Origin of the sequence: Anabaena sp. CCY 9613, from assembly GCF_963920895.1 — a bacterium.
GTDB lineage: Bacteria > Cyanobacteriota > Cyanobacteriia > Cyanobacteriales > Nostocaceae > Cyanocohniella.
Map to the genome: position 1 here is coordinate 92,315 of NZ_CAWUDE010000006.1, position 20,448 is coordinate 112,762.

Consider the following 20,448-nt stretch of genomic DNA (forward strand, 5'->3'; position numbering starts at 1 on the left):
GTTCAGTAGGGTTATGGTGTACTGGCGTGGCAAGCCTAAATTAGTGCAAAAAAATTGTAGGTTGGGTTGACGTAAGGAAACCCAACATCATTGGCAGCGTTGGGTGGCGCTGCGCTTAACCCAACCGATATCCAATACTAGTGGCGAGATATCGAACTCACGTCTGTCACAAATTCCAATTGCGACGGAATTGGAAAAAGCCTTCTAAAAAATCTTGTAACCCAGTATTACTATTTAACTTTTGCTGATCCCACTCTCTGGCGGTGTTTTCCAGAATCTCTGAAAAACTGGGATAAACAGCAGACAAATTTGCTAAATGCTTAACTGAAATTTTTTGCGCCATTGCTAAAGCAATCAAATTGATTAACTCTGGGGCTTCTGCACCTAATATAGAAGCGCCTAAAATTTCTCCATTACGTAACACGATTAATTTACAGATACCTGTAGTTTCATCCCTTAGTTGGGCGGCTGCCACTGATTTATAATATTGCTGCAAAATTAAAATTTCATTTGGTCTAAATCGGTGTTTTGCCTGTGTCTCTGTCAAACCTACTTCCGCCAACATGGGGTCAGAAAATAGTGCCCAAGGAAGACATCGATAATTGACTAAAAATCTGGGAAAAAATAAAGCATTTTTGACGGCAATTCTGGCTTCATGATGAGCGACGTTAGTAAAATCATAACCACCAATGACATCGCCACAAGCATAAATACGACGGTTAGTCGTTTGCAATTTGTCATTGACAACCAAGCGCCGTCGCCGCCATTTCACCCCTACAGCAGCTAAATTGAGGGACTCAATGTTTGGCTGTTGTCCAGTTGCTACTAAAAGTTCATCAGTTTCAATTGCTTTATCTCCTGCTTGAATCCACTTTTTGTTCTCAATAAGTTTTACTTGAGTAACTGGTTTTTGGGTGAGGACATGTACACCATCAACTTCTAACTGTGCTTGCAGCAGTTGGGCTACCTCTGGGTCAGCACAAGGCAAAATAGAGGAATACTTAACTACCAGCGTCACATTACAACCAAACCGTGCCAGAGTTTGAGCTACTTCAATACTTTGGGGAATACCACCAATAATTACCCAATTTTTAGGTAGGGTTGGTTTTTGAAAAGTTTGCCAAACATTTGATAAGGTCAAATAACCCGTAGTTTGCAAGCCGTCAATATCTGGAATTGCTGGGCGGGAACCACTAGCTAGTAAATAGGTGCGTCCCGTTAGCAAGCGTTCATTTACAGTAAATGTTAGGTGAGATGATAGCCGGGGTGGCGTAGCCATAGATTGAAATTGACCTTTACCCAGAATCACATCGACACCCAGTGCGGCTAGGTTGGCAAGAGAATTTTGTTCTTGGATATTGGAGACAACGCCTTTGGTATACAGCATTGTTTCTGGCCAGGCTACAGATGTTTGGCATGGTTCTGAGGTATCACCATGGGTGTTGTGAATACCAAAACCAGCTATATCACTTAATCTGTGTGATATTTTGCCGATTTCGCTCATAGCCTGGTGTTGAATAAACCCATAATCTACTTGAGACTCCACCAAAGCCACTGTTGCCCGTTGTTGGGTTGCAGCTAAAGCTGCATAGCGTCCGGCAAGACTACCACCAATAATCACAATATCGTAATCAATAGTCATTGGTTATGGGGAGTGGGGAGTGGGGAGTGGGGAGTAGGGGACAAAAATACTTCCTCATGTTTCTCATCTCCGTATTGGGAAGTCTTTAGTGATGAGAACTCACGACTGAATGCAGCGCTGTTAATAAGCGTTGGTTATCAGATGCAGTACGGACAGCAACCCGGAAAAAACGATCGCCTAATTCTTTAAAACTTAGGCAATCACGAATTAAAATCTGGTGATGCTGGAGTAATTGTTGCTGCAAGTACAAACTAGATTGTTGTGATGCCACCAGTAAGAAGTTAGCAGTACTTTCTAGGGGTTGTAAACCTGGAATTGCCGCTAAACCTTGAAAGAGTTGGTTTCGTGCAGGTGGTAACCATTGCCAAGTTTGTGCTTGAAATTCCTGGTCTTGGAGTGCCGCCATAGCCGCCGCCGCCGCCAGGGTGTTTACAGGCCAAGGGTCACGCCATGACTGCCATTGAGCCAGACGATCAGGGTGTGCGATCGCATATCCTAATCTCAGTCCCGGCAGACTGTAAAATTTCGTTAGCGATCGCAATATTACTAAATTTGCATATTCTTGCACCACCCCAATCAGGCTTTGTTCCTCATCAGGAGACACAAAATCCATAAACGCCTCATCCACCACCACCAAGGCGTACTCCTCCAAGTAGGGCAAAATCGCCTCGCGTGAGAATAACTTACCCGTGGGGTTGTGAGGATTATTGAGTAATAACCCATATGAAGAAGATGAGGGAGATATAGACGCGTTAGCAGTGAAGGGGTTGCAGTCTTGGCGTGGCGTAGGCATCACCCGGAGACTGGGGGATGAGGAAGATAAGGAACAAAGATTTTCTTCTTCCCCACTCCCTACTCCCCACTCCCTACTCCCCACATCAAGGGGAAACTCCAGTACTTTAGCGTTGTATGCCGCCAGGGTTCGGTAGTAGTCACCAAAGGCTGGAGTAATTAATGTTGTTGCTGTTAATTTTGCGAGTTCCCTACCTGCAAGAGTAAGTAATTCTGCTGAACCGTTGCCCGGCAGAATCCACTCAAAAGGCAATTGATGGAAGTGACTGAGAGCTAGTCTCAGTTCACTATAGTTTGGGTCTGGATAGTGCTTAAGATTACCAATTTGGGCATGAATAGCCGCGATCGCACTATTTGGTGGCCCCAAGGGACTGATGCTGGCAGAAAAATCCAGAATAGCATCAGGGGGACAGCCAGCCAGTGCGGCTGCCCAGGCTAAGTTTCCCCCATGTGCTGGTTGCCGCATCAAAAAAAAATTCCCTAAAACGTTATTTATTCTTTTGGGGGTGCAACCTTTTCTCTAAACATCTTACCAGCGGAGAAAGCGGGAACCCTGGTAGCAGGAATTTCCATCTTTTCATTGGTTTTGGGGTTACGACCTTCACGGGCTTTACGTTCCCGTGATTCAAATGAGCCAAATCCTACTAGCGTTACTTTATCGCCAGAAGAAACAGCTTCAATAATCGTTTCCAAAGCGGCAGTTAAGACGGCATCCGCTTGTTTTTTGGTCACACTTGCCTTTTCAGATACGGCATCTACTAATTCACCCTTGTTCATATCAAACTCCTTGAGGTTTACTTGAGATTCGATTCTCTAACAGATGCACCTTGTTGTCTTTTTCTTAAATCTCTGTTGAGAGAATTACAAAAATCGTCCTTTAGGAGTATTTACACTCAAAATGGCTGTACATCCTATCGGCTCGACTTTTCAATGAATCATTCTAAGGCGTTGTAGCCTGAAGTGGATAGATGAAACCATTAATTTATATGGATTTCAGGATTTTTGGGATTTTTTGGGTGGTTATTGCGTCTAAAAATATACATAAATCAATAAAATACTGAATAAATCCCCTGATTATGGGCAGAACTTGGGGACTGGGATGAAAGAAATTTTTCCCTTCTCTGTCCTCTATTTCAAAATTTTGATTATCTTACAGGCGATCGCTAATTTCTACAATCGCTTCACCTTGTCGCAGGCGTTCCCAAGCATCTGGAAATTTGACACTCCTCAACACAAGTAAGCCACAAAATGTGTGGTGTATTCCCAAACGACACACCAAATCAACAAAATCGCTATCTTTGGTCATAATTACTGTGAAAGCTTTAGCTGCTGCATCAAAGATTTCTATGTCTTGGGCATCTCGTAAGCCTAAATCTTTTAACGCTATGGCACTAACATCAAAAGTGCTAGTTAACCACCCTGCTAATCCTGGAGGTAACTGAGCATCAATCCAGATATTCATGCAGTCAACCGAGAAAAGTCCGTGCGTCTTGCTGCAAATAACAGACAAGCTTGTATGTCTTCTGGCTCCAGATCAGGAAAATCTTCTAAAATTTCTTCTGAATTTACATTTTCAGCTAGCATTTCTAAAATATCACTAACCCGGATTCGCATTCCTCTAATACACGGGCGACCTCCGCATTGTCCTGGATTTTGTGTAATACGATTTAATAGTGTGGCTTTAGTCATCATTTTTTTCTTTACTCAAATATTTTTTATATACACTTACCCAACTAAATACAACAAATTACAAAATTAAGCTGAATTTTCCATTAGAGAGTAGGGTTGAATCAACACTTCCGCCGGAATCCCTAATTGTTTATGTAACCGCCGAATCATCTCTAGTGTTAGCGGTTGCTGACGATTCAAAATCTCCCCTACCTTTTCATAACTGCCAATAGCAGGCTCCAAATCGTGCCAAGACAGGCCACGCGATTCAAGATAATATAAGATTGCCTCAACTGGCTCTGGAGCATCAATTGGATAGTGTCGCTGTTCGTATGCTTCTACTAGTGTCGTTAAAACTTCCAACAGATCGCACTCTGGTGTATTAGGTTCTGCATCAAATAGTCTTTCAATTTCATCAAGTGCAGCACGATAATCAGCTTCAGTTCGGATGGGACGGGATTCGAGCATATACGTTACCTCAAATTGTTGTCGCGTCTACGTTATCGTATTCAGAATGCGTTCCTACAAAGCGGATAAAAATAATCCTAATGTCATAACGAACGTGAACAATTAAGCGGTAATCATTGCCTTTGATATTAAAAACAACACGGTTATTAGCAATAATGCTGGCATTGCGATAAGTACTTTTGATATCTGTTGGACTATTCCATTCTGCACGAGACGCTTCATCATACCAAGCTTTCATGGGCTGTTCTGCATCTGCATGTATTTCCCAAAATTGCCGTAAAGTGCTGCGGGCAATGATTCGCATACCAGGATTATATTGATTCTCCAACAAGTTTACAAAACAAAACCCGCCTATGCGGGTTTGAAAAGCTGAGTTTTTATGAATACGAGCTGGCAGAGTTAGTTTGTATAGCAATGTATCGCTAAAGTGCATTCAACAAGAATCCCATTCCCTACTCCCCACTTCCAGCCTTTAAAGGCAACTAGGTGTTATCTAGGCGCACTCAACCCACGACGCTCTAGCATTTGCCGCACCTCTGGACTAGGAGTGTAGTTATAGCCATAGGCAGAGTTCTCAGAGTCATCCATTACTTGAGGTGTGAGTAAGACAATTACTTCGTTACGCTGATTATTTCTGTTTGTTCTTCTAAACAACGAACCAATTAGTGGAAGATCACCCAAGACAGGAATTTTGGAAACACTTACTCTATCTGAATCCTGAATAATTCCCGATAAAATTAGTGTTTGACCATCTCGAAGGCGGATTACACCAGAAGTAAGGGAACGTGTAGAAACCAAAAATATTCTTTGGCTACTATTACCACCCAAATTAATTTCTGCTGGAGCTTGAGGAGATGAAACAGTTGGGGACACAGAAAGCGAGACAAAACCATTATCATCAATTCGATCAACTCTCACAGCCAGCTGTAAACCTACATTTGTTTTGTCTGCTGTAACTGTTTCTGAAGAAGTACCATCACCACGAGTTATTTGCCTCGTAATGTTACCCACAACTTCTTGAGTTAACTGTACATCAGCAGTTTGGCCTTCTTGAACAATCAAAGTTGGGTCAGTCAAAATTTTGGCATTACCATTCGTCACCTGAGCCTGCAAACTAGCTAAAAGACGTTTTGGAAACTGGAATAAGCTCGGTAAACCATATGTATACGTATCTGGTGTAGCAGGGGTAACTTGAGGCTGCAAAGAAAAGTTAGTAGGTTGACCCGTAACAGGATCAATCGCAGTTGGTACAACTTCAAATGTAGTTCTTGCTGGCTGTCCGGGAGTAAAGTTTGTAATACCTGGTTGTAGGGGATTGCCGTTTGGGTCTAAAGGTGAACTAGCCAATGGCCTACCAGTTGCCGGATCGAAAAAATTCTCCCTCAAAAATGGTGTCCCCGTAATAGGATTAGTAGTCACAGGTGTGCCAGTCACACTGTTCCTCGCTTCAGCACTGGTAGCCGGCCTCGAACCGCCAAAATTCAGAGCTGCTGCACCACCATCATTAACAAAGAAGTTATTACCAATACCAAAAGAAAAGCTGGTGTTGTTGTCTTGGGTGTTCAACAGGTTAACATCAATAATCTTGACATTAACTGCCACTTGACGGCGGCGGATATCAAGTGGGACAATTTGGGACATCGCAATGTCAACTAACTTAGGCAGACCAATTAAAGTAATACTATTGGTTCGGATGTCTCCTGAAACTTGTAAACCTCTTAATATGGGAATTGAATCAGTAAATGTAATTCGTTGAGCCTGAAGATTTGTATCTTCAGCAAGTTCTCTTTGTGACCCTTCTGCCGTGCCTATTACCTCTGTAGTAACCCTAGTTGTTTTGGGTTCAGCATTGACAGCACTTTCTGCTCCCAAGTTAACTAAAACTCTTAAAATTTCGGTTACTGTTGCTTGATTAAGTCTCAGGTTACGTACTACGACATCACGAGTAGAATTAGGCAATTTTGGCCCGACAAAGATAGTACGTCCACTGCGGTTAGCTTCTAAACCACTTAGGCGCAAAACGTAGTTAAATACATCTTGTACTGGCTCGTTTTCTATATCTAGGGATATTGTTTGATATATTAACCTTTCGGTAGCGCCTGTATTGATCTGAGAGCTAGAACCTTGCTTATCTCCTTCTCCTCCTCCAGCAAAAGCCAAATTCATCCCAGCAGCACGAGCCAGCAATGACAATACCTCACGTATTGGTGCATCTCTCAATACCAGGCGGGGTACACGTTCTTGAGTTCCTAAATCAATAGTGCTGGGAGACGCATCTGTAGCGGAAATAGCGATATCTCCCACTGGTGGGGCCACAGCTCTAGGCAACATAGGCGGTGCTTGACTCACAGGTTGACCGGGGCCTGCTGGTAGCGCAGGTCTACCGTCAATCGAGACTTGTGGGTTAGGAACCAGAACATTAGGAGTGGGTTGGGCTGGAGCCGCAGCAGGTGGAGTTATGGCAGCCATAGGAGGCACTGGGGTTGATGCAGTGGTTGCAGATGGCGTAAAACTGAGGGTAATTTCATCTGACTTTCGCACCAAAGGCTGACCAGTGGGGATGCTATTAATCCCCGTTACCATTACCCGAACGCTATTGGCATCAAGTTGCATAACTTGAACTGAGGCAATTCCCGCAGCCGGGTTATCTTGGCGAAAACTATTGCCTTGCGGTAAACGCAATTGCGTATTAATAATATCTGCAACTAAGGAATTACCTCTTTGTGTGGTAAAAACTTGCGGGCGCGACCCAGAAGAAGTTTTTAAAACAACACTAACGCCACCATTTACTTGATTTAGTTTGACATCCGTAACTTGGGCAATTTGTCCCCAAGCAGGTTGAGCAGCTAGAAATACAAAAGCGGCAGCACCTAATATTACACTATTACCGTGAAGCTGTTTCACAGTTCATTCCTCACTATATAAAACACCAATTTACGAACTTTTTTGGCTAGCTGCGTTGTAATTATTATTATCTGCAACTTGCTATTTTTAGTCTTCCCATTTTAGAGGTGCTAAGGAGGATATTCACTTTGATAAATGAAAATATTTCCCCCAACCTCATCTTGAAAATTTGTGTACACACAAATGATTAAATAACTTCTATTGTTTGGCTGTTTCTGCTTCCGCAGCAGCCGCTACTTCCTCAGAATTCAAGGGCATTAACGCTTCTAGTTGGAAAGATGTAGTAATAGGTGCTGGCCCTACCCGACGCACTTCTTCGCCCGATGGGTCTGTTGCAACTTCAGGAGCTAATCTCGCCTGATAATCTTTAACTATGAGCAAAGGCTGTAGACGCTCGATATTGCGAATAATCGATTGTGTTTGCTCAAAAGTGCCAACAACTTCAACATTAACGCTACTACGTTTTAATTTGCCATCAACTATTGCTCCGAGAGAGCCATCATTAATGGTTTCTGCTTGCTGTGCAGATGGGACAAATTTCTGTAGTTTTGCCCTGACTGCATTAGCCGTAACTTGAGCATTATTAGACTCAACTAACCGATTCAGATCTAGTAGCAAGGTATCTAAAGTTTTTTCATCAGAAAATAAGCTTAAAACCTGGATTCTTTGCTGCTTTGCCTGGGCTAACTCATCTTTTACTTTGTCAATTTGTTGAATGCTGGCTTTCTTTTGCTCAATTTGCCCTTGCAAATCATTGCTTTTTTCTTGCTGCTGTTGATAAGTTTCCCAAGCGGGCATTACCATATTCATCAGCATGTACGCCGATCCAGCAATTCCCAATACACCCACTAAAATGCCGATAATTTTGGGTGTAAAACTAATACCAAAAACAACAGGATAAGCTGGTGCTTCGGCACCAAATTCCCCGCCTTCCGTAAAATTAAAATCTTCACTAAGCGTCATTTTGAAATGACTCCTGTTTGTTGCATACTGCGAATTCGAGTTACTAAGCCAATGGTGCCTTTTTGTTCTAACTCCCGAATTAAATCCGAAGCGGGAACATCGCTCAGACTGGATTGAATAGTGTATCTAACTACTTGGGGTAGTTTAATTTGCACACTATTATTAGAGCGTCCAGTACCTGGTGGTATTGGTGCATCTACTAAAGTGGCGGTGATAATTCTGCTTTCTGAGGATTTCAAGAACCGGGACTGTTGGAGAGTCAGTAAGAAATCATTGACATCGTTAAAAGAACGAGCCAGTCCTGTAACCTCTAATCCTCCAGCCCTACTACCGGGTGGTTTTCCAGCGACTGCGGGTGTGGGTGGGAGTTGCTTGACGTTTTCAATTTGCACAGTGGCTGGTATGCGATCGCGCAAATCTTGTAACATGGCAGACCAAGGTCTAATCTGGTCAAATACTGTAACTAAACCCTGTGTTTCCGCTTGGACTTTTTTTGTCTCTTCGCGGATTTTGTTAATATTGCCAATTTCTGTTTCTAACCTCTTGTTTTCTTGATCTAGTTGTGCTATTTCTTGCTCCAATTGGCTATTTTTGGCTTGCAAAAACCACAAACCAGCCCCAACAAAAACGGGAAAACACAAGCCCAGGGCAACCCCTATATATACAGGTGTTAAATCCCCCGTTGGCAGTTTAATTCCTGAGCTTTTCTTGGGCGTATTTTGGTAACCTGCACGGTCTTTAAGAAAATTAACGTCTAAACTGTACACTCTGTTACACCCCCCGCATTCCTAAACCAAGTACTATCCCTAAGCCAGAACGTTTTGCCATAGGATACTGTTCTTCATCAACTTGTAAGGACAAAGACCCAATAGGATCAATTTGGGTGGTTGGCAAGCTCAATCTTTGAGTGAAAAATTCATCTAGTTGTTGCAGTCCGCCTCCCGGCCCAGCTAAGAAAATCTGCGCCACTTCTAAGTTTTCACTTTGATTCAAGTAAAAATCGATAGAACGACGCAACTCATCTGTGAGTTCTCCCAAAACCCTCAACAAAGCTGCCATCCCAGGATTGATATCAGTCACCCCAGTTTGTCCACCATCGATGGGAGTGGGCGTAATCACCATTCCCATTAACAGTTCCATGTCTCGTGATGTGGGTAAACTCATGGCCCTAGCCATAGCCATTTGCATTTGATAAGTACCTATAGGTACGGTGCGCGAAAATTGCGGTACGCCGTTAATGACGATGGCTATTTCTGTACTGTCGAACTCAATATCAACTAATACCGCTGCCTCTTGGGGGCTGAATTGCCGCAATTGCTCGCGGATTGTCCGAATCAAAGCAAAACTGTTAATCTCTAAAATATCGACTTGCAATCCTGCCTGTTCAAAGGTACTAAGATAGGTATCTGTCACCTCCTTACGAGTGGCAACTAGCAATACCTGTACCTTTTCGATGCCATCCTCATCAACAAAATACCCAAGTTTCTGATAATCTACATCAGCTTCTTCACGGGGATAAGGTAAATACAAACCAGCTTCGTGGTTTAATACCATTTCCCGTAATTCCTTGTCATCCAACTCTGCTGGCACAGGTATGAGACGAACTATAGAATCTCGTCCTGGTACACCAGTAGCAACACGAGAAACCTTGATTTTACTCTCAGCCAATGCCTGCTGAATTAACTGCGCCATTGCTGGGGTGTCGGTAATTTGACCATCAGTTATGACCCCTTCGGGAACTTCTACTGATGTCAAGGACTCTAATTTTAAGCCTTGGCGCTGTTTGCGTAGCTGAACTACATTCACCCGTTCTGGTGCAAGTTCGATGCCCACCCCTTTATTTGATTTGCCGAACAGACTATTGAAGCTTTTCACCACAGTTGTGCCCGCTGGACTGCTAAATGGAAAATTTAAATGATACTAAAGAATGTTCTGAGGACTAAGTAATTGATTTAGCCTATAATCTCGACAATTTGGCACAATTTTTTCACCCCAATCAAGCGTAAAAATACTGGTAAGATGATGCAATTGCGAAAATTCAAACAACTGGCGGTTTTTGCCCTAATTGGTTTATTGACCAGTTGGATGGTAAGTTGCAGTACCGGAAACACTGGTACAAATACACAACAAGCTGCTTCAGGAGAGGCAACTGTTGAGTTTTGGACTATGCAACTCCAACCTCAATTTACTGACTACTTCCAAAACCTAATTACAAATTTTGAAAATCAAAATTCAGGTATAAAGGTTAACTGGGTTGATGTACCCTGGTCAGCAATGGAGAACAAAATTTTAACAGCTGTCTCCGCAAATACGCCACCCGATGTAGTGAACCTGAATCCAGTTTTTGCGTCCCAACTTGCAGGACGAAATGCCTGGTTAGACCTGGATACAAAACTCTCAAATGAAGAACGCTCCTCCTATCTACCGAATATTTGGAAAGCCAGCACGCTTAACGGTAAGAGCTTTGGTATTCCCTGGTACCTCACCACACGGCTAACCATTTATAACACTGATTTATTAAAACAGGCAGGTATAACTAATGTACCCACAACCTACGGAGAATTAGCAGAGGTAGCACAACAAATTAAAGATAAGACAGGCAAATATGCATTTTTTGTCACATTTGCACCGCAAGATTCCGGTGAAGTGTTGGAATCCTTTGTGCAAATGGGAGTGACGCTAGTGGATGCGGAAGGTAAAGCCGCTTTTAATTCCCCACAAGGAAAAGCAGCATTTCAATATTGGGTAGATTTGTATAAAAAAGGACTACTTCCCAGAGAGTCGTTAACCCAGGGACATCGCCAAGCAATTGATTTATACCAATCTGGACAAACCGCATTTTTAGCTTCAGGGCCCGAGTTTCTGAAAACTATCGGTAATAATGCTCCCCAAATTGCCAAAGCTTCGGCGATCGCACCCCAACTTACTGGTGATACTGGGAAGAAAAATGTTGCGGTGATGAATGTAGTTATCCCCCGCGCCAGCAAACACCCAGATGCTGCGGTGAAGTTTGCTTTATTTCTCACCAATGACGAAAACCAGCTAGCTTTTGCCAAGGCTGCAAATGTTTTACCATCTACCAAAAAAGCCCTGGCTGATAGTTACTTTAAAGATGTCCCGGAAACTGCTTCTACAGTAGAAAAAGCCAGAGTTATTAGTGCTAACCAACTACAACAAGCAGAAATATTAACTCCAACTTTGAAGGATTCCAAGAGATTACAAAGAGCAATTTATGAAAACTTGCAAGCAGCAATGTTAGGGCAAAAAACTGTAGATAAAGCCTTAGAGGATGCAGCCCAAGAGTGGAATAGTCGGGCGTAGGCTAGAGGTTAGAGGCTAGAGGTTAGATAGAGTAATTTCTAGCCCCTAACACAGAATAATCTTCATGTATCTAGCCATGAATTATGTCCATATTTTTTAAATACTTACCAAACTTAGAGTTGGAAACATACCAAATGAGTAATTATATTTCGGGAAAATCAGGTAATTAATTCGCCGCGCATTACAGTTACTGCTTGTCCAGAAAGAAACACGCGATCGCCTCCTGGGTACCTTACCTTAACTACTCCACCACGGCGGGATGCTTGATCAGCCAAAAACTCATCTTTACCCAGGCGATCGCGCCAGAAAGCGGCCAAGCAACAATGAGCAGCCCCAGTCACTGGGTCTTCATCTATACCTACTCCCGGAGCAAAAAAGCGCGAAACGAAATCGTATTCAGAACCAGGGTAAGTTTGGCTAGTAACAATTACATCAGCCATAGGTAAAGTTTTGAGTAGCTGAAAATTAGGCTGCATTTGTCGTACCAACTCTTCAGACTCTACTTCTACCAAATACCCCAAAGAATTTTGCAGCACAGATTTACAAGATACACCCAAAGCCTCACTCAGTTGTGGAGGCGCGACTGTTACCTGTGAACGATTCACAGGAAAATCTAGCTCAATCCACCCACCCAAGCGCTTGGCAAGCAAAACACCGCTTTTAGTATAAAACCGAGCCATTTCATCAGGTAATAAATGCCCTTCCGACCAAAGTACATGGGCACTAGCTAAGGTAGCATGACCACAAAGCGGCACTTCTACAGCAGGTGTAAACCAACGCAGATTAAAACCATCATCTTGTCTGACCAAAAAGGCTGTTTCTGATAAATTCATCTCTTGGGCGACATTTTGCAACCAACGGTCATCCTCAGCATCAGACAAAACACAGACAGCCGCCGGATTCCCCGCAAAAGGTTTATCAGTGAAAGCATCAACTTGAGTAATGACTTGTCCCATTTCGACTATTGATTAACCTCTGCACTCAATATGTTTTTTGAGAATTCACTAAAATTACTTGTAGGTAAATTGGCGAGAATCAATAAAACTATACTTTCCCCATGATTTTCTCATGAAAGTGATGAAAGAGCGATGCCTATGCTAAAAATCGATCTAGAGATAGTAGTAGCATTTAGGGAAAGCTGAAAATCTATAAAAGTGTTGAAATTATTTAGTATCGTGTTTGCTATTGCTGATCCAGAACAATCGATATCAAATTCTATTATTCCGTGGTTATCAGCGCTATTTGCCATTAGTTTAGCTATTATTCATATCTATTCAGGTCAGCTACGTTTTCTAGATACAATTCCTCGCAGTCGCTGGCTGTCGATGGCAAGTGGTGTATCAGTCGCCTATGTCTTTGTCCACATACTTCCCGATTTGAGTATTAGACAAAGAGTGATAGCGCAAACGGGAATTTTTGCCTTTGTAGAACACCATGTTTATCTCATTGCACTTTTTGGACTTACTGTATTCTATGGGCTAGAAAGAGCAGTAAGAGAATCGCGTAAAATTCAAGAAAAATTTGGTAAAGATATACCAGAAGTAGGTGTTTTCTGGCTACATATCATCTCATTTGCCCTTTACAACGGACTAATTGGTTACCTGCTATTACATCGAGAAGAACCAGGAATTCAAAGCCTTTTCTTGTTTTTTATGGCAATGGCATTGCATTTCGTCGTCAATGATTATGGTTTACGCCAACACCACAAACACATTTATCATACACGGGGGCGCTGGATACTAGCAGTTGCAATCATTGTAGGATGGGCGATTGGATATGGCACAGAGATTGATCAAGCTGCGATCGCAGTATTGTTTGCTTTCTTAGCAGGTGGAGTAATTCTCAATGTTTTGAAAGAAGAACTCCCCGAAGAACGTAAGAGTTGTTTTTGGGCTTTTGCAATGGGTACGGGTGCTTACACTCTGTTATTGCTAACACTTTAAGCACTTAAGTAGTCGGCAAGTTCAAAATCATCAGCAGTCCAAAGCTATAAAATTAAGTTGAACTAGTCTGAAAAACTCCTTTGCGACCCTTGGCGCTGACCTTTAAATTCCTTTGCGATTAAAAAATAATTATGTCCAACCTCCCTCAAACTTTACATCAGCGCCGCCAAAAGCTAGCTAAACTCATTGATTTTCCGGCAATTTTGTGGTCAGGAAGCATTAATTCGCGTAACTTCCCTGCCAATCACTTTCCTTTTCGCGCCAGCAGTCACTTCCTCTATTTTGCCGGACTACCATTACCCAACGCCGCCATTCGCTTGGAAGCAGGCAAACTAGAACTATTCATGGATGATCCCCCACCCAGCAGCGCTCTGTGGCATGGAGAAATGCCCACACGCGACCAAATCGCCCAGCGAATCGGCGCAGATATCGCTAAACCACTGGCAGAGTTAGAATCTCATCTAGAAGGTGCAGCCACAATTTCTGCCCAAGATGCTGCTACTTGGACACAGCAATCCCAACTATTAAATAGATGGGTGTTACCACAACAACCACCCCAAGGAATCGACTTAGAGCTAGCCAAAGCCATAATTTCTCTCCGCCTCACCCACGATGAAAGCGCATTAACTGAATTACACCAAGCTGCTGCTGTGACTGTTGCAGCACACAAAGCCGGTATGGCAGCCACACCAAAAGCCAAACTAGAAGCGGAAGTGCGGGCGGCAATGGAAGGTGTCATCATGTCTCACAATATGACCACCTCTTACAACAGTATTGTTACCGTCCACGGCGAAGTTTTACATAACGAGCAGTATCACCATCCCCTGCAACCAGGAGACTTACTACTTGCTGATGTGGGTGCCGAAACAGAGATGGGTTGGGCTGCTGATGTCACCCGTACTTGGCCAGTGTCAGGGAAATTTTCATCTACCCAAAGAGATATTTATGATGTGGTGTTGGCGGCTCATGATGCTTGCATTGCCAAAATATGCCCTGGTGTAGAGTATGGGGATATTCATCTTCTAGCGGCCACAGTTATTACTGAGGGTTTGGTAAATTTAGGAATTTTACAAGGAAATCCCGCAAATTTAGTGGAAATGGATGCCCATGCACTGTTTTTCCCCCACGGCATCGGTCATTTACTGGGCTTAGATGTGCATGATATGGAAGACTTGGGCGATTTAGCAGGTTATGAAGAGGGAAGAACAAGAAGCGATCGCTTTGGCTTAGGCTACCTGCGTTTAAATCGTCCTTTGCATCCAGGAATGTTGGTGACAATTGAACCGGGATTTTATCAAGTGCCAGCCATTCTAAATAATAGAGAAATGCGGGCAAAATATGAAAATGTGGTGAATTGGCAGCGATTATCCCAATTTGCAGATGTGCGGGGAATACGTATAGAAGATGATGTTTTGGTCACACAAAACGGTAGCGAAGTCCTCACAGCCGCATTACCAAATGCAGCCAACGCTGTAGAAGATTTATGTAATTCGTAATTAAGGAATACAAAGGTCTGATAATCATTCATTTGTGGTTGAATTATTTTGCTGAATTTGCCTCTTCACCCAGTTGCGAAATTCTTTAACTAATTCTAAATAATCTTTTTCTCCCACCTGTTGTAAAAAATCAGCAATTTCTGTAAGTGGCAAATTCGGAAACGCTAAACTTTCCTCTACAGCTATGTATTGTTTTTCTTGCAAAATATTTATACTAAATTCATTACCATCATATCGCCAAATTTCTGGCACACCCATATCAGCGTAAACTTCAAAGCGATTTTTAGAACTGCTGGTAATATCAATTTCTACTACCAAATCTGGTGGCGGGTCTTGTTGCAAATTAATTCTTTTTTTGCTTTTAATTACATTAATATTGCCAACGTAAAAGCATTTATCTGGTTCAGCACCGCTTAATTCTGGAAGTTTGAAAGTAGTAGAACCTAGAGAATCAATTCTAACTTCTAGTTCTTCAGCGAGAGTTTCGACAAATCGACCCACAATTTCTTTATAACGTTCGTGTTCAGGGCAAGGAACCATGATTTCTAAAGTACCGCGATTATAGGTAAGTCGCAGGCGGCGATTAACACTAAGTTCAGTGAGCAAGTTTTCATAGGTTTGCCAACTAATACCTGATAAATGGACGATTTCTGTTGGTTGAATTAAAGTATTGCTAATCATAGCTATATTTTGATGTATTATCTCATTTTACCCTCACTGCAATTGATTAATGAGGGTAATGTCTGTGGCAAGTTGCTATGTGTTATGGGCTAAGTTCTGCTAATCCTTGTTCACGGGTCACGATTGGCACATAACCCAATTCATCACGGGCTTTGCGATCGCTAAAGGTAAATCCTCTACCAATTAATCTCACCATAGTTTGAGTTATGGGTGGTATATCATCCCGTTGTTGGATTTTCCACAGGAATTCTAGAACACCCGCAATACTCCAGGAAAAAGCGTAAGGAATACTTCTATTTCCAGGATTGACTCCTTCGATTTGCAGTAGTGTTGTTACCCAATCACGAAAGTTCACAACCCCATCATCACCCAGGAAGTAAGCCTGACCTCCAGGACTATACTCAGATGCCAAGATAGTTCCATGACAAACGTTAGTTACATGAGTAGTGACATAAGGATAATTACCCTGATCAATCCAAATAAATTGATTGTGGCGGACTGCATTAGCAACATTGGGAATTGCATGGTCACCTTTCCCCCAAATCCATGAGGGACGAACTACTGATGTGATGAATCCTGGTGCATTCGCTGCAATTACTCGCTGTTCCGCCAGACTTTTAGTAGCGATGTAGGGTGAAAAGGATGATGGCTGTAGGGGAAGACTTTCATCAGCATCAAAAATTGCCTGTTTATCCATGACAACGGCTGATGCACCTACCTGAACAAAGCGCGAAACACCAGCCGCTTTAGCCGCACCAAGCGATCGCTCTGTTCCCATGACATTTGCTTTATAAAATGCCTCGTATTTACCCCAACCACCTAGAAAGCCTGCAACGTGAAACACCACCTCACACCCTTGCATTCCCTTGATCATCAATGATTTTCTGCGGTTGCTAAAATTAATTCACGAGTTTTTTGGGCTGGATGCTCGGCTGGCTGCATCGTTTATTCATAACTTCATAAATCTAACAACTAACATAAAAGAGCTACGGGTTTGAGATAAAAATCAGAACTTAGAGCTAAAAGACGGTTCGCCACCTCAAGAAAGGTAGGTATCTGGTTGTTCAAGTCGGGGTGAAAACTACTAAGCTGGTAAATAGCACGTTAAAAATTTACCGGGAAACCTGAATCGCATTCATGGGCGGTTCAACTTTACCCATTGGCGAATTACCTGTAATTACACTATGTTTGATGCTTTATCTGAACGTTTAGAAAGTGCCTGGAAAAAACTGCGGGGACAGGACAAAATATCTCAATCCAATATTCAAGACGCTTTGCGGGAAGTACGCCGCGCCTTGTTGGAAGCAGATGTCAATCTCCAGGTAGTTAAAGATTTTATTAGCGAAGTCGAAGCCAAAGCACAAGGGGCCGAGGTGCTTGCTGGTGTGCGACCTGATCAGCAGTTCATCAAAATTGTGCATGATGAATTGGTACAGGTAATGGGGGCGGAAAATGTGCCCCTAGCGGAAGCCGAGGAACAACCTACAATTGTTTTAATGGCTGGTTTGCAAGGTACTGGTAAAACCACGGCAACAGCTAAGTTAGCTTTACATCTGCGGAAATTAGAGCGTAGCTGTTTGTTGGTAGCCACAGACGTATATCGCCCAGCAGCTATTGACCAGTTGGTGACGTTAGGTAAGCAAATTGACGTACCAGTTTTTGACTTGGGTAGCGATGCAGACCCCGTAGAAATTGCCCGTCAAGGTGTAGAACGCGCTAAAGCAGAAGGCGTCAATACAGTCATTATTGACACGGCTGGTCGTCTGCAAATTGACGAAGAGATGATGGCGGAGTTAGCCCGCATCAAAGAAACTGTCCAACCCGATGAAACTTTGCTAGTCGTGGATTCCATGACTGGTCAAGAAGCAGCGAATCTTACCCGTACCTTCCACGAACAAATCGGGATTACTGGGGCAATTCTCACCAAGATGGATGGTGATAGCCGTGGTGGTGCAGCACTATCGGTGCGCCAAATTTCGGGAGCGCCAATTAAATTTGTGGGTGTGGGCGAAAAAGTCGAAGCACTGCAACCGTTTTACCCTGACCGCATGGCATCGCGGATTCTGGGAATGGGCGATGTGCTGTCTCTGGTAGAAAAAGCTCAGGAAGAATTTGATCTGGCTGATGCCGAGAAAATGCAGGAAAAAATCCTGTCAGCCAAGTTTGACTTTACTGACTTTCTCAAACAGCTGCGGATGCTGAAAAATATGGGTTCACTGGGAGGCATCATGAAGATGATTCCAGGGATGAACAAGCTTTCAGACGACCAGCTAAAGCAGGGAGAAACCCAGCTCAAGCGCTGCGAAGCCATGATTAACTCCATGACTCGCCAAGAACGCCACGACCCCGATTTATTAGCAAGTTCGCCCAGCCGACGGCGACGGATTGCCAAGGGGTCTGGCTATAGAGAAACCGATGTCAGTAAACTAGTGGCTGACTTCCAAAAAATGCGATCGCTCATGCAGCAAATGGGTCAAGGTCAAATGCCAGGAATGCCAGGAATGTTTGGTGGTGGCGATAACGCCTTTGCAGGTGCGGGTAATCGTCCTGCCCCTGGATGGCGCGGTTACAATGCTGGTGCAGCAGGTACGAAAAAGAAAAAAAATAAAGAGAAAAAGAAAAAAGGCTTCGGCAGTCTTTAGTAATTCGTAATTCGTAATTACAGACCAATTAATTATCTAGTCGCCAATCCCCATTGCCCCTTATCCCCAGAAATCATAGCAGCGAAGACAAAGCAAGTGCTAAAATTAGCATTTCAGTACCAACAATTAGGAGAATCATTCCTCAACCATGATCAAATTGCGCTTGAAGCGATACGGCAAAAAGCGGGAAGCGAGTTACCGCATCATCGCCATTAACAACCTTGCGCGCCGTGATGGCCGTCCCCTAGAAGAACTGGGATTCTATAACCCCAGAACTGACGAAGTGCGACTAGATGTTCCTGGTATCATCAAGCGGCTACAACAAGGCGCTCAACCAACTGATACCGTCCGTAGCATCTTAGTTAAAGCCAATGTTTTTGAACAGCTCAGTGCCACAAACGCATCTTAAGGACGAAATACAATCCCCAACAGCTAGTCCCAATTACGTTGGGCTAGTTAAGTTTTTGATTCAGCCATTTTTAGAATCTCCAGAGACTTTAAGCGTCGATTGTGAAATTTCTCCCACCCTCAAACGGGCTTGGATTCGCATCGCCTTTGACAGCACAGACAAGGGGAAAGTGTTTGGTCGAGGAGGACGCAATATTCAGGCGATTAGAACAGTAATTGCAGCTGCTGCGGCACTTGCCGGACAATCAGTATACCTGGATATTTACGGCAACAATGCTTTAGGCAGAGAGGGAATGTCTTTTGACGAGGATCAACAAGAACGATCATCTCCACCACCAAAAACACGGGAAAGAGCCGGAAATTTGCCTAGACCTGTGGTGAAACCCCGAACTCGTTAGTTAATCAAGAGAAAGTCTGAGCGGTGGAAACTGAGCTACGCCGGAGTGCTATGGTTACTTCCGCTCAGATATTTCAAATTAAAAATTGAAATGGTATAACCTTTGTTATCAAAAATTGCACTTCAGAAATTAAGCAATAAATATTTATGGCAGATGCTTTAACAATTCAGCTGCCTAACATTCCCAGTGCGATCGCTCTTGCCGGTGATAGAGAAGAAAATCTCAAACTATTATCCCGACAAACAGGCGCTAATTTGGTGCTGCGTGGGCAAGAACTACACATTGCAGGTACAGAAGCGCAAATTAACCTGGCTTCTCAATTAGTGCGATCGCTTGAAGTAATCTGGACTAAAGGCGATACTATCTCCAGTGCCGACATATTAACAGCCCGTCAAGCTCTAGATAGCCATCGACAAGGGGAACTTCAAGAGTTACAGCGAGATATCTTAGCCAAAACTCGTCGCGGTGAAGAAATTCGTGCCAAAACCTTTCGCCAACGGCAGTACATTGAAGATATACGCAAGCGTGACTTGACATTCTGTGTTGGGCCGGCTGGGACAGGTAAAACCTATCTCGCAGTTGTGGTTGCTGTACAAGCACTGTTAAATAATCAGGTAGAAAAGCTGATTTTAACTCGTCCTGCTGTAGAAGCCGGCGAAAAACTGGGCTTTTTACCCGGAGATTTACAGCAGAAAGTCAATCCCTATCTCCGTCCACTTTACGATGCCATCTATGAATTTATCGATCAAGAAAAAGTCCCCAGTTTGATGGAACGGGGTGTCATTGAAGTTGCACCACTCGCCTATATGCGAGGACGTACCCTCAATCATGCTTTTGTAATTGTCGATGAAGCCCAAAATACTACACCTGCTCAAATGAAAATGGTGTTGACTCGTTTGGGTTTCCGTTCGCGGATGGTAATTACAGGTGACACTACACAAACAGATTTGCCCCTCAACCAAAAATCAGGACTAGGGGTAGCTTTACAAGTCCTCAAGAATGTTGAAGGTATAGGCTTTTGTGAATTCACCCAACAAGATGTTGTGCGTCATCCTCTAGTTCAGCGCATTGTCGCTGCTTATGAACGGTACGAAAGATAATTTATCTGTAGTTGCGGAAAAT

The 20,448-nt window shown here is 43.3% G+C and carries 21 protein-coding genes; 7 read left to right on the forward strand and 14 right to left on the reverse strand.

Annotation, left to right across the window (positions count from 1 at the left end; genetic code table 11):
• Nucleotides 1-166 precede the first annotated feature (166 nt).
• From ACM0OT_RS09085 to pilM, 11 genes are all read right to left on the reverse strand, one after another.
• Nucleotides 167-1,642, reverse strand: coding sequence for a dihydrolipoyl dehydrogenase family protein (locus ACM0OT_RS09085; RefSeq protein WP_414564059.1), 1,476 nt, complete (start codon nt 1,640-1,642; stop codon nt 167-169).
• A gap of 85 nt (nt 1,643-1,727) precedes the next feature.
• Nucleotides 1,728-2,900: a threonine-phosphate decarboxylase CobD gene (cobD, locus tag ACM0OT_RS09090; RefSeq protein ID WP_414564060.1), complete on the reverse strand. Its 1,173-nt coding sequence runs from the start codon at nt 2,898-2,900 to the stop codon at nt 1,728-1,730.
• A 26-nt stretch (nt 2,901-2,926) separates the two neighbouring features.
• Complete coding sequence (locus ACM0OT_RS09095) at nt 2,927-3,211, reverse strand: HU family DNA-binding protein (RefSeq protein WP_414545061.1); 285 nt, start codon at nt 3,209-3,211, stop codon at nt 2,927-2,929.
• A gap of 373 nt (nt 3,212-3,584) precedes the next feature.
• The gene (locus ACM0OT_RS09100) at nt 3,585-3,896 is read right to left on the reverse strand and encodes a DUF5615 family PIN-like protein (RefSeq protein WP_414564061.1); all 312 of its coding nucleotides are present in this window, start codon (nt 3,894-3,896) and stop codon (nt 3,585-3,587) included.
• A complete protein-coding gene (locus ACM0OT_RS09105; RefSeq protein WP_414564062.1) occupies nt 3,893-4,126 on the reverse strand; it encodes a DUF433 domain-containing protein in 234 nt (77 codons plus the stop codon). Before ACM0OT_RS09105 ends, ACM0OT_RS09100 begins: the two co-directional genes overlap by 4 nt.
• 63 nt (nt 4,127-4,189) lie before the next feature.
• Nucleotides 4,190-4,570, reverse strand: coding sequence for a helix-turn-helix domain-containing protein (locus ACM0OT_RS09110; RefSeq protein ID WP_414564063.1), 381 nt, complete (start codon nt 4,568-4,570; stop codon nt 4,190-4,192).
• 10 nt (nt 4,571-4,580) lie between these two features.
• The gene (locus ACM0OT_RS09115) at nt 4,581-4,874 is read right to left on the reverse strand and encodes a type II toxin-antitoxin system HigB family toxin (RefSeq protein WP_414564238.1); all 294 of its coding nucleotides are present in this window, start codon (nt 4,872-4,874) and stop codon (nt 4,581-4,583) included.
• 185 nt (nt 4,875-5,059) lie between these two features.
• Entirely contained in the window at nt 5,060-7,474 is a 2,415-nt protein-coding gene (locus ACM0OT_RS09120) for an AMIN domain-containing protein (RefSeq protein WP_414564064.1), read from the reverse strand.
• Nucleotides 7,475-7,672: 198 nt separating this feature from the next.
• Nucleotides 7,673-8,437, reverse strand: a complete 765-nt coding sequence (locus tag ACM0OT_RS09125; protein WP_414564065.1) for a GspMb/PilO family protein — start codon at nt 8,435-8,437, stop codon at nt 7,673-7,675.
• Nucleotides 8,434-9,204 carry a PilN domain-containing protein gene (locus ACM0OT_RS09130; RefSeq protein ID WP_414564066.1) on the reverse strand — a complete coding sequence of 257 codons (771 nt, stop codon included), beginning with the start codon at nt 9,202-9,204 and terminating at the stop codon, nt 8,434-8,436. Before ACM0OT_RS09130 ends, ACM0OT_RS09125 begins: the two co-directional genes overlap by 4 nt.
• A 4-nt stretch (nt 9,205-9,208) precedes the next feature.
• Nucleotides 9,209-10,315, reverse strand: coding sequence for a type IV pilus assembly protein PilM (pilM, locus tag ACM0OT_RS09135; protein WP_414545066.1), 1,107 nt, complete (start codon nt 10,313-10,315; stop codon nt 9,209-9,211).
• 141 nt (nt 10,316-10,456) lie between these two features.
• On the opposite strand from pilM, the gene ACM0OT_RS09140 reads away from it, so the two are divergent.
• Nucleotides 10,457-11,758 carry an ABC transporter substrate-binding protein gene (locus ACM0OT_RS09140; RefSeq protein WP_414564067.1) on the forward strand — a complete coding sequence of 434 codons (1,302 nt, stop codon included), beginning with the start codon at nt 10,457-10,459 and terminating at the stop codon, nt 11,756-11,758.
• A 158-nt stretch (nt 11,759-11,916) separates the two neighbouring features.
• On the opposite strand, the gene ACM0OT_RS09145 is transcribed toward ACM0OT_RS09140, so the two are convergent.
• Nucleotides 11,917-12,714, reverse strand: coding sequence for a PhzF family phenazine biosynthesis protein (locus ACM0OT_RS09145; RefSeq protein WP_414564068.1), 798 nt, complete (start codon nt 12,712-12,714; stop codon nt 11,917-11,919).
• 198 nt (nt 12,715-12,912) lie between these two features.
• Between ACM0OT_RS09145 and ACM0OT_RS09150 the strand changes: the two genes are divergently transcribed.
• Both ACM0OT_RS09150 and ACM0OT_RS09155 read left to right on the forward strand, forming a co-directional pair.
• Nucleotides 12,913-13,701, forward strand: a complete 789-nt coding sequence (locus ACM0OT_RS09150; protein WP_414564069.1) for a hypothetical protein — start codon at nt 12,913-12,915, stop codon at nt 13,699-13,701.
• A gap of 131 nt (nt 13,702-13,832) precedes the next feature.
• A complete protein-coding gene (locus tag ACM0OT_RS09155; protein WP_414564070.1) occupies nt 13,833-15,197 on the forward strand; it encodes an aminopeptidase P family protein in 1,365 nt (454 codons plus the stop codon).
• A 24-nt stretch (nt 15,198-15,221) separates the two neighbouring features.
• On the opposite strand, the gene ACM0OT_RS09160 is transcribed toward ACM0OT_RS09155, so the two are convergent.
• Together ACM0OT_RS09160 and ACM0OT_RS09165 are read right to left on the reverse strand one after the other, a co-directional pair.
• Nucleotides 15,222-15,878: a Uma2 family endonuclease gene (locus tag ACM0OT_RS09160; RefSeq protein WP_414564071.1), complete on the reverse strand. Its 657-nt coding sequence runs from the start codon at nt 15,876-15,878 to the stop codon at nt 15,222-15,224.
• Nucleotides 15,879-15,960: 82 nt separating this feature from the next.
• Entirely contained in the window at nt 15,961-16,752 is a 792-nt protein-coding gene (locus ACM0OT_RS09165; protein ID WP_414564072.1) for an NAD-dependent epimerase/dehydratase family protein, read from the reverse strand.
• Between the two features lie 310 nt (nt 16,753-17,062).
• Between ACM0OT_RS09165 and ffh the strand changes: the two genes are divergently transcribed.
• The 4 genes from ffh to ACM0OT_RS09185 all read left to right on the forward strand — a co-directional run bounded on the left by ffh (nt 17,063) and on the right by ACM0OT_RS09185 (nt 20,426).
• Nucleotides 17,063-18,520: a signal recognition particle protein gene (gene ffh, locus ACM0OT_RS09170; RefSeq protein ID WP_414564073.1), complete on the forward strand. Its 1,458-nt coding sequence runs from the start codon at nt 17,063-17,065 to the stop codon at nt 18,518-18,520.
• Nucleotides 18,521-18,668: 148 nt separating this feature from the next.
• Complete coding sequence (gene rpsP / locus ACM0OT_RS09175) at nt 18,669-18,929, forward strand: 30S ribosomal protein S16 (RefSeq protein ID WP_414543785.1); 261 nt, start codon at nt 18,669-18,671, stop codon at nt 18,927-18,929.
• Nucleotides 18,892-19,326 (forward strand): KH domain-containing protein, encoded by a 435-nt coding sequence (locus tag ACM0OT_RS09180; RefSeq protein WP_414543786.1) that lies wholly within the window; start codon nt 18,892-18,894, stop codon nt 19,324-19,326. Before rpsP ends, ACM0OT_RS09180 begins: the two co-directional genes overlap by 38 nt.
• A 146-nt stretch (nt 19,327-19,472) precedes the next feature.
• Nucleotides 19,473-20,426 carry a PhoH family protein gene (locus tag ACM0OT_RS09185; RefSeq protein WP_414564074.1) on the forward strand — a complete coding sequence of 318 codons (954 nt, stop codon included), beginning with the start codon at nt 19,473-19,475 and terminating at the stop codon, nt 20,424-20,426.
• Nucleotides 20,427-20,448 lie beyond the last annotated feature (22 nt).

Excerpts from the sequence above, each read along its gene's own strand:
- ACM0OT_RS09085 (WP_414564059.1), bottom strand. The coding sequence starts at position 1,642 with ATGACTATTGATTACGATATTGTGATTATTGGTGGTAGTCTTGCCGGA.
- ACM0OT_RS09180 (WP_414543786.1), top strand. The coding sequence starts at position 18,892 with ATGTTTTTGAACAGCTCAGTGCCACAAACGCATCTTAAGGACGAAATA.
- ACM0OT_RS09155 (WP_414564070.1), top strand. The coding sequence starts at position 13,833 with ATGTCCAACCTCCCTCAAACTTTACATCAGCGCCGCCAAAAGCTAGCT.
- ACM0OT_RS09145 (WP_414564068.1), bottom strand. The coding sequence starts at position 12,714 with ATGGGACAAGTCATTACTCAAGTTGATGCTTTCACTGATAAACCTTTT.
- cobD (WP_414564060.1), bottom strand. The coding sequence starts at position 2,900 with ATGCGGCAACCAGCACATGGGGGAAACTTAGCCTGGGCAGCCGCACTG.
- ACM0OT_RS09140 (WP_414564067.1), top strand. The coding sequence starts at position 10,457 with ATGATGCAATTGCGAAAATTCAAACAACTGGCGGTTTTTGCCCTAATT.
- ACM0OT_RS09105 (WP_414564062.1), bottom strand. The coding sequence starts at position 4,126 with ATGATGACTAAAGCCACACTATTAAATCGTATTACACAAAATCCAGGA.
- ACM0OT_RS09095 (WP_414545061.1), bottom strand. The coding sequence starts at position 3,211 with ATGAACAAGGGTGAATTAGTAGATGCCGTATCTGAAAAGGCAAGTGTG.
- ffh (WP_414564073.1), top strand. The coding sequence starts at position 17,063 with ATGTTTGATGCTTTATCTGAACGTTTAGAAAGTGCCTGGAAAAAACTG.
- ACM0OT_RS09165 (WP_414564072.1), bottom strand. The coding sequence starts at position 16,752 with ATGATCAAGGGAATGCAAGGGTGTGAGGTGGTGTTTCACGTTGCAGGC.
- ACM0OT_RS09125 (WP_414564065.1), bottom strand. The coding sequence starts at position 8,437 with ATGACGCTTAGTGAAGATTTTAATTTTACGGAAGGCGGGGAATTTGGT.
- ACM0OT_RS09110 (WP_414564063.1), bottom strand. The coding sequence starts at position 4,570 with ATGCTCGAATCCCGTCCCATCCGAACTGAAGCTGATTATCGTGCTGCA.
- rpsP (WP_414543785.1), top strand. The coding sequence starts at position 18,669 with ATGATCAAATTGCGCTTGAAGCGATACGGCAAAAAGCGGGAAGCGAGT.
- ACM0OT_RS09100 (WP_414564061.1), bottom strand. The coding sequence starts at position 3,896 with ATGAATATCTGGATTGATGCTCAGTTACCTCCAGGATTAGCAGGGTGG.
- ACM0OT_RS09185 (WP_414564074.1), top strand. The coding sequence starts at position 19,473 with ATGGCAGATGCTTTAACAATTCAGCTGCCTAACATTCCCAGTGCGATC.
- ACM0OT_RS09160 (WP_414564071.1), bottom strand. The coding sequence starts at position 15,878 with ATGATTAGCAATACTTTAATTCAACCAACAGAAATCGTCCATTTATCA.
- ACM0OT_RS09115 (WP_414564238.1), bottom strand. The coding sequence starts at position 4,874 with ATGCGAATCATTGCCCGCAGCACTTTACGGCAATTTTGGGAAATACAT.